Here is a 13,714-nt window from a genome sequence, read left to right on the forward strand (position 1 = left end):
GAATTTTGGCAGCCCGCCGCCTCAACCAGATTCAGAACAACTTCCCCGGATTCAAAATGCCGTGCGGATCGAGCGCACGCTTGATCGCCATCATCGCGGCAAGCTCGGCCGGCGAGCGCGAAATCGGCAGGAACTCGCGCTTGAGCGAACCGATGCCATGCTCCGCCGACACCGACCCGCGCAACGGTCTCAGCATCTCGTAGACGAACGCATAGACCGCGTGATGATCGACGCCGGGAATCGAGCGGCCATCGACGGTCACATGCAGATTCGAATCGCCGATATGCCCGAAGAAATACGATTCGTTACCGGGCCAGCGCTGATCGAGCGCCGCGCGGCAACGCTCGACGAACGCGCCGATTTCGCCGATCGGCAGACTCACGTCGAAGTTGATCGGATCGAGCCTGATTGGAAACTCCGCCGTGCACTCGCGAATCGCCCACAGTGCGCGCACATCACCGACCGACTGCGCGATCACCGCGTCGCGCAGCGCGCCCGCTTCGAGCGCATCGGTCAACACTTGCGCGAAGCGTTCGCCAGCGTCGTCGGCATCGAAGCCCGCGTGCTCGATCAGCGCATAGAGCGGATGAGCGGCCTCGAACGGCGAGCGCGCGCCCGTCAGCTTCACGCCGAAGTCGTAGAAGTCCGGCCACATGATCTCGAACGCGCCGATGTCGTTGCCGAAACGCGTCGCGAGACGGCGCAGCAGGCTCACCGCGGCATCGTAATCGTCGAGCGCGACGAGCGCCGTATGGCGCGCCGCGCGCCGCGGATGCAGCCGCAACACCGCGCGCGTGATCACGCCAAGCGTGCCCTCCGAACCGATGAACCAGTGCTTCAGGTCGTAGCCGGTGTTGTTCTTGACCATCTTGCCGAGCGAACTGAGCACGTCGCCATTGGCAAGCACCACTTCGAGCCCAAGCACCTGGTCGCGCGCGGTGCCGGACTGGATCACGCGATTACCGCCCGCGTTGGTGGCGAGATTGCCGCCGATCTGGCACGACCCGCGCGCGCCGAGATCGAGCGCGAGTTCGAGGCCCGCTGCTTCGGCGGCTTCCTGCGCGGTCTGTAACGTGGTGCCGGCGCGCACGGTCAGCGTGGCCGACGCGGCGTCCAGTTCTTCCACCCCGCTCAGTCGTTCGAGCGACAACGCGATATCGGTGGCACGCGCGATCGCGCCGCCGGCCAGTCCGGTCATGCCGCCTTGCGGCACCACGGGCTGATGCGCGGCGTGGCAAATCGCGAGCGCGCGCGATACTTCGTCGGTCGTGCGCGGCAACAGCAGCGCCGCCGGACGCGTCGGCTGGTGACGCGTCCAGTCGGTCATCGCGTGTTCGCCGATCTGTTCACCGACGCGCACCGCGTCGGCGCCGAGCGCGGCGCGCAAGGCGTCGAGTGTCGTCGCGAGCGGTTCGGTCGTAGTCGTTCCGGCTTCAGTGACGCCGTGCTCTGTCATGCAGGGGTTCCTTACGGTGCCGTCGCGGCGAGTTTCTTGCGATAGCCCATCGAATCGTTGATGCGGCCGAGAATATAGTCGCCCGCGGCGACCGGCTGATATTTGCTGTGCGCGTCGCTTGCGCCAAGCTCGCGCGGATCGACGAGCGCGCCATAGGTCGGATCGTAGAACGTCGCGATCGAATAGCGCTCGCGCCTCGACGCATTGATCACGCGATGCAGCGTCGAGCGGAAGCGGTCATTGGTCCAGCGTGCGAGCAGATCGCCGACATTGACGACGAAGCTGCCTTCGACGGGTGGCGCATCGACCCACGTATCGTTGGCGATTTCGCGCACCTGCAGGCCGCCGACCTGATCCTGCCACAGCAGCGTGATGCAGCCGTAGTCGGTATGCGGCGCGACGCCGAACTGATCTTCATCCGATTGCGGCGGCTGCGGCGGGTAATAGACCATCTGCGTGCGCTGCATGCGCTTGGTGTAGCGCGGCGCGAAGAAATCTGCGTCGATGCCGAGGCTCACGGCGACCGCGCGCAGCAGATCGGCACCGCACGCGCCGACCGCCTCGTAATAGTCATACAGCACCGGCCTTAGCTCGGGCATGAAGTCCGGCCAGTTGTTCGGTCCGCGCAGTGCTTGCCCGGCCACCACATCAGGATCGTCTTCCGGCAGTTCGAGACCGATGCTGAAGAATTCCTTGTAATCGGGCCGCTTCGCCTGGTACATCGTCGCGTCGCCAAGCGCATTGAAGCCACGATGCCGACGATTGACCGCCGCGCGGCGCTTGGTGTCGACCGGAAACGCGAAGAACGTGCGCGCGGCCTGCGCGGCGGCATCGATCGTCGCTTGCGGTACGCCGTGATTGATGATGTAAAAAAAGCCGATCGTCGTACACGCTTCATGAATTTCCGTTGCGACGCGTCGCAGCGCTTGCGGATCGCCCGCGCGTACGCCGGCCAGATCGATGATCGGAATGCGGGTCACGGGCATCGCGCTGCTCCTTCAAGCATCGGTATTGCAGTTGTATATACCGCCAAAAGCATCGCCGCAAGTTGCTTCGCGCACCGCGAAATCAGGGCTTTTCTCTACTCGCACGAGCATTTATTTTTCGCCGGAAGCGCGGTATATACTGCCCCGCATGAACCGCAACGCGCAGCCGGCGCGGCGGATTCCGCACAGAACCTTCAACACCCGGCAACCCAATCCATCTTCGCTCCCGGAGAACCTCATGCGTATCCTTGCAGGCTGGAAGTCTCGTCTGGTCATGCTGGCGCTGTGCGCGGCAAGCGTGGCCGCCCACGCCGAAGACCAGCTCGCCAAAGTGAAGAAAGCCGGCGAACTGGTGGTCGGTACCGAAATGCAGTTCGCGCCGTTCGATTTCCTCGAGAACGGTCAGCAGGCGGGCTTCAACAAGGACCTGTTCGCGGAGGTCGGCAAGGAAATCGGCGTGAAGGTGCGCTTCATCGATCTGCCGTGGCCGAGCGTGCTGCCCGGTCTCGAAGCGGGCAAGTTCGACATGGTGGGCGGCCCGCTGACGGTCACGAAGGCGCGCATGGAACGCTACACGTACACGTTGCCCATCGCCGATGCAACCGACGCGCTGCTCAAGCGCGCGAACGATGCATCGATCAAGCAATCGGCGGATATCGCGGGCAAAGCGGTCGGCGCGGGCAAGGGCAGCGCGCAGCTCGATCAGCTGAAGAGCTACGCGGCCACGCTGCCGAAGCAGCCTGAAATTCGCGAGTACGTCGACAACAATCAGGCTTACGCCGACCTCGCGGCGGGCCGCATCGTCGCGGTCGCGAACTCGATGACCAATATCGCGTATGTGGCGAAGCAACGCCCCGATACGTTCGCGGTCGTGCAGCCGCCGTTCGGCGCGAAGGTGTACTTCGCCTATGCACTGCGTAAGGACGCCGACAGCAAGCCGCTCGCCGACGCGTTCGACACCGCGCTCGTGAAGATGCAGAAGGACGGCCGCCTCGCCGCGTTGCAGAAGAAGTGGTTCGGTGTCGCGATGGAGATGCCGGCCACGCAGCCCACGCCGAATTACTGAGCGTCTTTGACGTAGGCGTCACGCGCTGCGCAATAGTGTCGCCATAGCGCAGCGTGCGTCGCCCTCCCCGCTCCATCGGCCGCGATCCATGTTCAACACGACCGTCTTCGTTCAGGGTCTGCCGCTGTTGTTGCATGCGGCGCTCGCCACCGTCGGCATTTCGCTGACGGGGCTCGTGATCGGCTTTTTCGTCGGCATCGGCGTGTGCAGCGCGCGGCTGTCACGGCATCGTGCCGCGCGTCTCGCAGGCGGCGCCTATGTGTTCTTCTTTCGCGGCGTGCCGATGCTCGTGCAGCTGCTGCTCGTGTACTACCTGCTGCCATTCGCCGGCATCAACGTGTCGCCGATCGTCGCTGCGATCAGCACAGTGTCACTGTGCTCGGCCTCGTATATCGCGGAAATTCTGCGCGGCGGCTTTCTGAGCATTCCGCCCGGACATCTCGAAGCCGCGCGCATGCTCGGTCTATCGTCGCTCGATACGCTGCGGCGCATTCTGGTGCCGCAGGCATTCCGTTTGACGCTGCCGTCGCTCGTCAATGAAATGGTGCTGCTGATCAAGGCTTCTTCGCTGATCTCGGTGGTCGGCGTCGCGGAGTTGACGCGCACCGCGCAGAACATCGCCGCGAGCACTTACCGGCCGCTCGAAGCGTATGTCGCAGCCGGGCTCATCTACTTCATGATCTGTGGTGCGCTCGCGCTCGTCGCGCATGCGGCCGAGCACCGTTTGCAGCACGCCTGACCGATCCCAAGCGCACATCTACTCCGCCATGCAAACGTTCGACCCGACCGTCATCACGCACAACCTGCAGCCGATCGCCGCCGGTCTCGCGACGACGCTCGGCACGTGGGCCGGGGGCGTCGCGATCGGTCTCGTGATCGGCTTCCTGATCGCGGTGCTGCAACTGTTCTGTGGACGCTGGCTGCGCGTCGCGCTGCGCGTCTATATCGAACTGCTGCGCGGCACGCCGTTTCTCGTGCAACTGTTTCTGCTCTACTACGGCGGCCCGTCGATCGGCCTCACACTCGAACCGCTGACGGCTGGCATCGTCGGCCTCGGCCTTTATGGCAGCGCGTATTTCGCCGAGGCATTCCGCTCCGGCTTCCAGTCAGTGCCGAAAGGCCATCTCGAAGCGGCGTCGTGTCTCGGACTCACGCGCTGGCAGGCGATCCTGCGCATCCAGGCGCCGCAGATGCTGGTACTGATCGTGCCCGCGCTGACCAATCTGATCATCGTGCTGAGCAAGGAAACGGCTGTGCTGTCGATCGTCACCGTGCCCGAGCTGACGTTCGTGCTGACCGGCATCGGCTCGGCCACCTTCGCTTTCGTCGAAACCCTGCTGGTGCTGTGCGTGTGCTACCTCGCGCTGGTCGAGCTGACCTCGCGCGCGGGCATGTGGGCCGAAGCCCGCCTCGCACGCTTCATGGCATGATTCCCGAATTCCTATGAACGCCATCGCCGACATGTCCTCCTCCGCGCAATCTTCCGCGCCGTCCGCGAGCGCCACGGCGAGCGCACCGAACGCCGCGCCGCTGATCGAAGTGCGCGATCTACGCAAACGCTTCGGCGATGTCGAGGTGCTGCGCGGCGTCGATCTCGAGATCGCGCGCTCCGAAGTCGTCTGCGTGATCGGGCCGTCGGGCTCGGGCAAGAGCACGCTGCTGCGGTGCCTCGCCGCGCTCGAAACCTACGATCACGGCGACGTGCGCATCGAAGGCGAACTGCTCGGCTATACCGAGCGCAACGGCAAACGCGTGCGCGCATCGCATGGCGAGATCAACCGCGTGCGTCGCAATGTCGGCATGGTGTTTCAGCAGTTCAATTTGTGGCCGCACATGACGGCGCTCGGCAACGTGATGGAAGCGTTGCTGCGCGTGCGGCACCTGTCGCACGACGAAGCGCGCCGCCGTGCAAACACGATGCTGGAGACGGTGGGCCTCGCGCACAAGGGCGACGCCTATCCGGCCAAGCTGTCGGGTGGTCAACAGCAGCGCGTGGCGATTGCACGCGCGCTCGCGATGGAGCCGCACATCATGCTGTTCGACGAACCGACTTCGGCGCTCGATCCGGAGCTCGTCGGCGAAGTGCTGCAGGTGATGAAGCAGCTCGCGCGCGACGGCATGACGATGGCCGTGGTCACGCATGAAATGGGCTTTGCCGCGCAGGTCGCCGACAAGGTCGTGTTCATCGATCAAGGCCGCGTCGCCGTGCAGGGCAAACCGCGCGACGTGTTTCACGATGCCGCGCAGCCGCGTCTGCGGCAGTTTCTGCAAAACTATTTGGACCGCAATGCGTTCTGGACGCGCGGCCCCGACGACACCCAGCCGCTATGAGCACCATCGTTCGCAACAAGCGTCAAGGCAAATCCTCCGCCAGCGCGGCCAAAACCGCACGCGGCTCCGACGACCCACCCGCCGCGCGCTACGAACAGGTCAAGCAGCACATCCGCCAGATCATCGAATCGGGCGAGCGCCAAGCGGGCGATCGGCTGCCTTCAGAGCTCGACCTCGTCGCGACGCTCGGCGTATCGCGCATGACGGTCAATCGCGCGCTGCGCGAACTCGCGGACGCGGGACTCGTCACGCGCGTCTCGGGCGTCGGCACTTTCGTCGCCCCGAACAAGCCGCAATCGACACTGCTGATGATCGCCCATATCGGCGACGAAATCCGCTCGCGCGGGCACGCGTATCGCTGCGACATGGTGCTGTTGCAGCGCGAGACCGCGTCGGTCACGGTGTCGAACGCATTGGGGCTCGCGCCGGGCGCTTCGGTGTTTCATGTCGTCTGCGTGCATCGCGAGAACGGCCAGCCGGTGCAGCTGGAAGATCGCTATGTGAATCCGGCCGTCGCGCCCGACTTTCTACAGCACGATTTTTCGGCGCTCAAGCCGTCCGAGTATCTGCTGACGGTCGTGCCGATGCACGATCTCGAACACGTGGTCGACGCAGCGCTGCCGACGCCCGCCGAAGCCGGGTTGCTCGAAATTCACGCCGAGGAGCCGTGCCTCACGCTGACGCGCCGCACGTGGACGAGCGGCGTCGCGGTGACGTTCGCGCGCTTCGTGCACCCGGGTTCGCGCTATCGACTCGGTTGCCGCTTTTCGCCGAATACATCGCAGCGGCAGGGATAAAGCGCGCTTCAGAAACCCTGCTAGACAGTCCCGGCCAGATGAAAGCGCGACGCCGGATGCCATAGCCAAACCGACGTCGCGACGTTCTCGCCGACCCACGTGCGCCGCCACAACAGCAGACACGGCTCGCCGATATCCATCATCAGATGACGCCGCACATAGGCGTCGGGCTTCTGCGCATAAATGCGAAACTCGGCGCGCTGCACCGGCGCGAGCCGCACCATGTAGTGATTCGGCGTTTCGACCGAGAAGTCCTGCTGCAGATATTCAGGGAACACCTTCGGATTGACGAAGCGGTCTTCGTACTGGATCGGCTCGCCTTCCTCGCTGTGCACGATGCACGAATGAAACGCGGGACCGCTCGCGAGACCGAGCGCTTTGAGCGCATCGGCGTCGTCGCTCGGTTCGAGCGTCAGCACGCGCGCCGAGTGACGATGACCGCGCGCGGCGATTTCATCAGCGATATTGCGGATCTCCAGCACCGTCGATTCATACCGTTGCGGCGCGACGAAGGTGCCCGAGCCCTGCACGCGCGTGAGTACACGCTCGGCGGTCAGCTCGCGCAGCGCGCGCGACACCGTCATGCGCGCAACGCCGAACTCCTTGACCAGTTCAGTTTCGGAAGGGATCAGCCCGCCTGGCTTCCATTCGCCTTCGCTGATGCGCTGGAGCACGTAGCGTTTGATCTGTTCGTACGCGGGCATCGCTTTGGCCGGCGTATCACCATCGCGTTCGGCGAAATCCTGTTTCTGCTCGGTCTGTACGGCGGGCATTTTGTGCGCCTGTGTAGTTGTTTTCACTCCAAACCTCATCGGTGGTTCGCCGGTGTGACATCAGGTACACCGTGGCCGGATCTCCGGCGGCCGGGCCCAATCTTACCCAATTCGACGGCGGCGGTACCACCGGAACGCGCTACCAGATAAACGGCACGAAACGGTAACGCACGCGTTCCATGTAGGCCGAGTAGCCGTCGAGCTGCTCGGCAAGCAGCCGCTCCTCGCGCACCGCGCGCCAGCCCATGCCGTACGCCATCACGGGCAGCGCCGCGAACCCCCACCACGAGCCGAGCTGCAGTGGCGTGCCGACGAAGAACAGCAGCGCGCACGCGTACATCGGATGACGCACGTAGGCATAGGGACCGGTGTCGGCGACCTTGTGCCCGCGGCTCGCCTGGATCTTGACGACCGGCGCCGCATAGCTGTTCGCGCGAAATACGAAGCGGCAAATAAAGATGCACAGGAACACGCACAGCGCGCCGAAGATCATGAGCCACGCCGGCACCGGCGCGGACCAGCGAAAGCGCATCGCGTCGAAGCCCATCAGGATCAGCCAGCCGCACCATACAGTCCAGATTGCGGCCATGAACGGACGATCCCAGCGACTCTGCTGCGCCTGCACCAACGGCGCGAGCCGCTCCGCAAGCAACCCGGGATCGTGACGCGCGAGCCATAAGCCGAGCCACAGGCTCAACACCGCCAGCTCGATCAGATACCACCACGCGGCCGGCCACGCGAGCGTGCCGGCCGAGCCGAACAGCAACCCGCCCATGACCGCCAGCCACGCCAGCGATTGCAGGATCAGACGCGTGACCATGGCGGCTCCCTCCAGCGGTCTCGTTACGCGGTCTCGTTGCGCGTGCGCACGCGCTCGAACACGTCGGCGATATCGACGTCCTCCAGGTTCACACCGAAGCGTTCGCGCAGACAATCGGCGAGTTCGGCGGCGCTCGCGAGGCGCCGTTCGTCGACGATCTGTCCTTCTCCGTCACGCTCGTTGAACTGATCGTTGAACAGCGCCAGGCGCGACTCGCGCAACACGCGGGCCACGATCAGGTTGCGCAGGAAGATCGAATCCGGCGACGTCGACGAGTACCAGTTTGAGGTTTCATAGTCGACCCACTCGACTGCGCGCAGACCCACGTGATAAACGCGCACCCAGCTTTCGTCCGGGGCCAACACCTCGAGATAGACGGTGTCGTGCCCTGCGTCTGCGAGGCGGAACGTGCCGAGCGGAACCGGCTGCGCGAGGCCGGCGGTCAGACGCAGCGGCGCGGTCAGCGTCACGCCGCCGAAGCCCACGTCGGCTATCCACGCTTCGCCGTCGATATCGACGCGCAGCACCGTGTGCGTGCGCGGCGCAATCGTGCCGGGCTCGCGGCCCCATACGACCCGCGCGAGCAGCGGCGTCACCTTGAAGCCGAGTTGCATCAGCACGTTCGCAAACAGCAGGTTCTGCTCGAAGCAATAGCCGCCGCGCCTGGCGCTCACGAGCTTGCGTTCGATGGCTTCGAGGTCGAGCCTGACCGGCCGGCCCGTCAGCGGGTTCAGGTTCTCGAACGGGATCGCGGCGGGATGCAGCCGGTGAATCGCCCGCAACACGTCGAGCGTAGCGGCGCGCGGGCCTTGATAGCCGATGCGGGCGAAGTAGCTTTCCAGATTGATGGTGTGGGACATCGGCGGAATTCCGGTTGGGTTGCGGGTTCGACGCGATCATAGCGGCTTTCGGCGCGACATCGGCTCATGAGCGACGCCGCGCCGCAAAACGCAAGGTGCCCACCCCCTTTCAACGTCGACCACCACAAGAATGCGCTTGCTCATTTCGACCTCCTTACTCTTACTTTCGGGGTTACCCGTGCGCTTCGACACCCCACCCTTTCGCACGTTCGGTCGGACTGAATCAATACGTTTGCATTGCGTTGTGACTAACGTCGCCGTACGTCTTCATGCAGTTTTCGGATACTCCGTCAATCTTGGAATTACATTTCCGTAATCTTGTTGCGAATCGTTCTCATTTGTGTTGACTCTCGCAATACGCTTGCGTACGATCACGCCATCTGCTGCTTTGGCATCCCGGAACATCACGCGAGGCCGCGCCAGGCAGTCGCAAATTGATCACATCGGTCGAAACAACACTAATAAGGATTTGGATGAAGTTCGCCCAACTCGCTGGAACGCGCGCCAATGCGCGTTCCATTTGCGACTCTTCTGCACATACAGGCGCAACTCATCGTACGCGTTTGCCTTCGATGCGGCGCGCCGCCGTCTGCACGGCCTTCGCGTGGGCCTCGTTGACCGCCCATTCGGCGCTGGCCGAAGCCAACCCCGATGCCAACCCGGAAGCCCCTGAAGCCGACCTGAACATTCAGGCGACGCAGACCAACCAATGGACGGGCCTGTGGAACCGTCAGCAATTGCTCGGCGACATGGGCGGCCTGCGTCCGTGGCTCGGCAAGTACGGGATGACCTTCACGCTGACCGAAACCAGCGAAGTGCTGGCCAATCTGCGCGGCGGTCTCGAGCGCGGCGCCGATTACGACGGCCTGACCACCGCCACCTTGCAGATGGATACGCAAAAAGCGTTCGGCCTTCCGGGCGGCCTCTTCAACGTCAGCGCGCTGCAGATTCACGGCGCGAACCTGAGCGCGAACAAGCTCGGCACGCTGAACACGGCAAGCGGCATCGAGGCCGACGACGCGACGCGTCTGTGGGAGCTCTGGTATCAGCAGTCATTCCTGAACAAGCGCGTCGACGTAAAGATCGGCCAGCAGAGTCTCGACCAGGAATTCATCACGAGCACGTATGCGGCCCTGTTCCTCAACACGATGTTCGGCTGGCCCGCGCTGCCCTCGTACGACATGCCGTCGGGCGGACCCGCCTATCCGCTCGCGGGTCTCGGCGTACGCGTGCGCGGCCAGATCACGCCGTCGCTGACCGCGCTCGCCGGCGTGTACTCCGGCGACCCGCTCGGCAACGACCCGAGCAACATGAGCGGCACGAACTTCAACCTGCATAACGGCGCGTTGTGGATCGGCGAGTTGCAGTACGCGATCAACCAGCCGGCCGAAGGCGAAATGGTCGGCGTGGGTCGTGCCGGTCTGCCGGGCACCTACAAGCTCGGCGTCTGGTACAACACCAACAAGTTCGCCGATCAGCGTTACGACAACATGGGGCTGTCGCTCGCGAATCCAGCGTCGAGCGGTATCCCCGCGAATCACAACGGCAACTACAGCTTCTACGCCGTCGCCGACCAGATGGTGTGGCGCCCCGACCCCGACGAACCGCGCAGCCTCGGCGTGTTCGCGCGGGTGATGGGCGCGCCGGGCGATCGCAACCTCGTGAGCGTCGCGGCCAACCTCGGCGTCGTGCTGAAGGCGCCGTTCAAGGGCCGCGACAACGACAGCGCCGGCCTCGCGCTGACCTACATCAAGATCGGCAGTCACGTCAACGGACTTGATCAGGACTTCCTGGCATTCAACGGCAGCCCGTACGGCGTGCGCACCAGCGAAACCACGCTCGAAGCGACCTATCAGTACCAGGTCAATCCGTGGTGGCAGCTGCAGGCCGACGCGCAATACACGTTCAACGCCGGCGCGGGCCAGAACCCGACCGACCCGACGCAGCCGCTGCGCAATACGTTCGTCGTCGGCATGCGGACCACGATCAATTTCTGATGCCGCTCGCCTCACAGTGATACGCAAACTCACGTAACCGGACCAGCACTTCCCATGCTTTCGATCGTCACCGCCATCCCAGCTTTGTGCGCCCCTACGGAGGCCCAATCGTGAATCCACTCACGCGCAAGTTTTCGCCACGCGCCGCGCGAGCCCTGCTCACCGCGACGGCCGGCGCCGCCGCCCTCACGGTGGCCGTCAACGCACAGGCCGAGCCGCAAGGCTTCCTTGAAACCATCAAGCATCACACGACGCTGATCAACACAGTGCCCGACAACGGCGACCAGAACCCGTACGCGATCGTGGTCGCGCCGGTCAGCGCGGGCACCGTGAAGCAAGGCGACGTTCTGGTCGGCAACTTCAACAACTCGACGAATCTGCAAGGCACCGGCAGCACGATCATCGACTATCACCCGGACACCAGACAGACGACGGTGTTCGCGGCCGTGCCGCGCGACCTGAAGCAATGCCCGGGCGGCATCGGCCTGTCCACCGCGATGACGATGCTGAAGTCCGGCTGGGTGATCGTCGGCAGCACGCCTAGCAACGACGGCACGACCGGTACGAAAGGCGCCGGCTGCCTGATCGTGATCGACCCGCAGGGTAAGATCGCGTCGTCGATCTCGACACCGAACATCAACGACCCGTGGGGCAACATGGCGGTCGTCGACAACGGCACGAGCGCGACACTGTTCGTCAGCAATGCGGGCTTCGGTGTCGGCGGCGCGGACGGCAATCCGCCCGTATTCAAGCAGGCCACCGTGCTGCGCCTGGAACTCGACGTGCCCGAAGGCAAGCCGCCCGTCGTGAAGAAGGAAACCGTGATCGGCAGCGGCTTCGGCGCGCAGGCCGACAAGGGCGTGTTCCTCGTCGGGCCGACCGGCCTCGCGCTGTCGGCCGATCAGAAACTGCTGTACGTGTCCGATGCGATCGGCAACCGCATCACCGAGATCGACGATCCGCTCACGCGTGATACCAGCGCGGGCGTCGGCCGCCAGCTGAGTGCCGACGGCCTGCTGCATCGTCCGCTCGCGATGGTCAGCGCGCCCAACGGGCACCTGCTCGTGACCAACGCGCTGAACGGCCAGGTCGTCGAGATCGATCCGGCGACCGGCACGCAGCTCTACGCACGCTGGATCGATACCGACAAGGCGCAATCGCCCCCCGGCAACGGCGACCTGTTCGGTATCGCGATGACGCCGCAAGGCGACGGCTTCTACTACGTCGAAGACGACGTGAATACGCTGGTGCTCGCGAAGTAAGCGGCACCCACGCAGGCTTCAAGAAGATGAAGTGACCATGACAAACGATCACCCCCCACGGCCGTCACGACGCGGCTTCCTGAAAGCGGGCGGCGCCGCGGTCGCCGCCGGCGCGAGTCTCGGCGCCGGGCTTGCGAACTCGCCGGCCGCGCTCGCGAAGGCGCCCGCGCATAGCGCGCAGAACGCCGATCCGCAGCTCGCGGTCGAGCCGTTCTACGGCCCGCATCAAGGCGGCATCGTCACGCCGCAGCAGAGCCACACTTACGTCGCCGCGCTCGATCTGACCACTGACAAGCGCGACGACGTGATCGCACTGCTGCGCGCCTGGACCGAAGCGGCCGCTCGTCTCACCCAGGGCGGCACGGCGTTCGCGATGCCCGTCGGCGACAACCAGGCCGCGCCCGATTCCGGCGACGTGCTCGGCCTCGGCCCGAACGGTCTGACGATCACGTTCGGCTTCGGCCCCGGCCTCTTCACGAAGGACGGTAAGGACCGCTACGGGCTCGCCTCGCGCCGCCCCGCCGCACTCGTCGATTTGCCACGCTTCAACGGCGATCAGCTGATCAAGGAGAAAACCGGCGGCGACCTGTTCATCCAGGCATGCGCGAACGACGCGCAGGTCGCGTTTCACGCGGTGCGCCAATTGTCGCGCCGCGCCTATGGCGTCGCGACGATGCGCTGGGGCCAGGCCGGTTTCCTGTCCGGTCCGCGCGGTCAGACGCCGCGCAATCTGATGGGCTTCAAGGACGGCACCAACAATCCGTCGACCGCGAAGCCGGAGCTGATGAACCAGTTCGTGTGGGCCCGCGCCACCGACGACGCGCCGTGGATGGAAGGTGGCACCTATACGGTCGTGCGCCGCATCCGCATCACGCTCGAACATTGGGACAACACCGAGCTGGGCTTTCAGGAACAGGTGTTCGGCCGCCACAAGTACAGCGGCGCGCCGATCGGCAGCAAGAACGAGTTCGACGCGGTGGACCTGAAGGCCGCGGACAAGGACGGCAACCCGATGATCCCGGAGAACTCGCACGTGCGTCTGTCGAATCAGGCTAGCAACAACGGCGCGCAGATTCTGCGCCGCTCGTATTCGTACAACGAAGGCACGAACTTCTATATCGAGCGCTGGCCGCCGTGGCGCCAGGAAACCGAGTACGACGCGGGGCTGATTTTCATCGCGCACCAGCGCGACCCGCGCACCGGCTTCATCCCGATCAACGACCGGCTCGCGAAGTTCGACATGATGAACCAGTTCACGACCCACATCGGCAGTGCGATCTTCGTCGTGCCGCCGGGGGCGAAGCCGGGTTCGTATGTCGGCGCGGGGCTGTTCGAGACGTGATGAAGTCAACGAAGAACGCCGGGC

General features: G+C 64.6%; 13 protein-coding genes. 8 read left to right on the forward strand and 5 right to left on the reverse strand.

Annotated features, from left to right (window positions below):
• Window positions 1-31 precede the first annotated feature (31 nt).
• Both L0U81_RS22430 and L0U81_RS22435 read right to left on the reverse strand, forming a co-directional pair.
• Complete coding sequence (locus L0U81_RS22430; RefSeq protein WP_233805696.1) at window positions 32-1,456, reverse strand: FAD-binding oxidoreductase; 1,425 nt, start codon at window positions 1,454-1,456, stop codon at window positions 32-34.
• A gap of 11 nt (window positions 1,457-1,467) precedes the next feature.
• Window positions 1,468-2,442 carry an isopenicillin N synthase family dioxygenase gene (locus L0U81_RS22435; protein ID WP_233805697.1) on the reverse strand — a complete coding sequence of 325 codons (975 nt, stop codon included), beginning with the start codon at window positions 2,440-2,442 and terminating at the stop codon, window positions 1,468-1,470.
• A 238-nt stretch (window positions 2,443-2,680) separates the two neighbouring features.
• Between L0U81_RS22435 and L0U81_RS22440 the strand changes: the two genes are divergently transcribed.
• From L0U81_RS22440 to hutC (L0U81_RS22460), 5 genes are all read left to right on the forward strand, one after another.
• Complete coding sequence (locus L0U81_RS22440) at window positions 2,681-3,508, forward strand: transporter substrate-binding domain-containing protein (RefSeq protein ID WP_233805698.1); 828 nt, start codon at window positions 2,681-2,683, stop codon at window positions 3,506-3,508.
• Between the two features lie 88 nt (window positions 3,509-3,596).
• On the forward strand, window positions 3,597-4,247 hold the full coding sequence (locus L0U81_RS22445; protein ID WP_233805699.1) for an amino acid ABC transporter permease: 651 nt from the start codon (window positions 3,597-3,599) through the stop codon (window positions 4,245-4,247).
• Between the two features lie 28 nt (window positions 4,248-4,275).
• A complete protein-coding gene (locus L0U81_RS22450) occupies window positions 4,276-4,938 on the forward strand; it encodes an amino acid ABC transporter permease (RefSeq protein ID WP_233805700.1) in 663 nt (220 codons plus the stop codon).
• Window positions 4,939-4,951: 13 nt separating this feature from the next.
• Complete coding sequence (locus L0U81_RS22455; RefSeq protein ID WP_326489851.1) at window positions 4,952-5,839, forward strand: amino acid ABC transporter ATP-binding protein; 888 nt, start codon at window positions 4,952-4,954, stop codon at window positions 5,837-5,839.
• Complete coding sequence (gene hutC, locus L0U81_RS22460; protein ID WP_233805701.1) at window positions 5,836-6,636, forward strand: histidine utilization repressor; 801 nt, start codon at window positions 5,836-5,838, stop codon at window positions 6,634-6,636. Before L0U81_RS22455 ends, hutC (L0U81_RS22460) begins: the two co-directional genes overlap by 4 nt.
• A 20-nt stretch (window positions 6,637-6,656) precedes the next feature.
• On the opposite strand, the gene hutC (L0U81_RS22465) is transcribed toward hutC (L0U81_RS22460), so the two are convergent.
• The 3 genes from hutC (L0U81_RS22465) to L0U81_RS22475 form a co-directional block, all read right to left on the reverse strand.
• Window positions 6,657-7,409, reverse strand: a complete 753-nt coding sequence (hutC, locus tag L0U81_RS22465; protein ID WP_233805702.1) for a histidine utilization repressor — start codon at window positions 7,407-7,409, stop codon at window positions 6,657-6,659.
• Window positions 7,410-7,548: 139 nt separating this feature from the next.
• Complete coding sequence (locus L0U81_RS22470) at window positions 7,549-8,229, reverse strand: methyltransferase family protein (RefSeq protein WP_233805703.1); 681 nt, start codon at window positions 8,227-8,229, stop codon at window positions 7,549-7,551.
• Window positions 8,230-8,252: 23 nt separating this feature from the next.
• Complete coding sequence (locus L0U81_RS22475) at window positions 8,253-9,089, reverse strand: arylamine N-acetyltransferase family protein (RefSeq protein WP_233805704.1); 837 nt, start codon at window positions 9,087-9,089, stop codon at window positions 8,253-8,255.
• A gap of 473 nt (window positions 9,090-9,562) precedes the next feature.
• On the opposite strand from L0U81_RS22475, the gene L0U81_RS22480 reads away from it, so the two are divergent.
• The 3 genes from L0U81_RS22480 (at window position 9,563) to efeB (ending at window position 13,690) form a co-directional block, all read left to right on the forward strand.
• On the forward strand, window positions 9,563-11,086 hold the full coding sequence (locus L0U81_RS22480) for a carbohydrate porin (RefSeq protein ID WP_233805705.1): 1,524 nt from the start codon (window positions 9,563-9,565) through the stop codon (window positions 11,084-11,086).
• A gap of 110 nt (window positions 11,087-11,196) precedes the next feature.
• The gene (locus tag L0U81_RS22485) at window positions 11,197-12,348 is read left to right on the forward strand and encodes a hypothetical protein (protein WP_442793444.1); all 1,152 of its coding nucleotides are present in this window, start codon (window positions 11,197-11,199) and stop codon (window positions 12,346-12,348) included.
• 37 nt (window positions 12,349-12,385) lie between these two features.
• Window positions 12,386-13,690, forward strand: a complete 1,305-nt coding sequence (efeB, locus tag L0U81_RS22490) for an iron uptake transporter deferrochelatase/peroxidase subunit (RefSeq protein ID WP_233805706.1) — start codon at window positions 12,386-12,388, stop codon at window positions 13,688-13,690.
• The last annotated feature ends 24 nt before the right edge of the window (window positions 13,691-13,714 follow it).

The sequence above is a fragment of the Paraburkholderia sp. HP33-1 genome, from assembly GCF_021390595.1.
GTDB lineage: Bacteria > Pseudomonadota > Gammaproteobacteria > Burkholderiales > Burkholderiaceae > Paraburkholderia.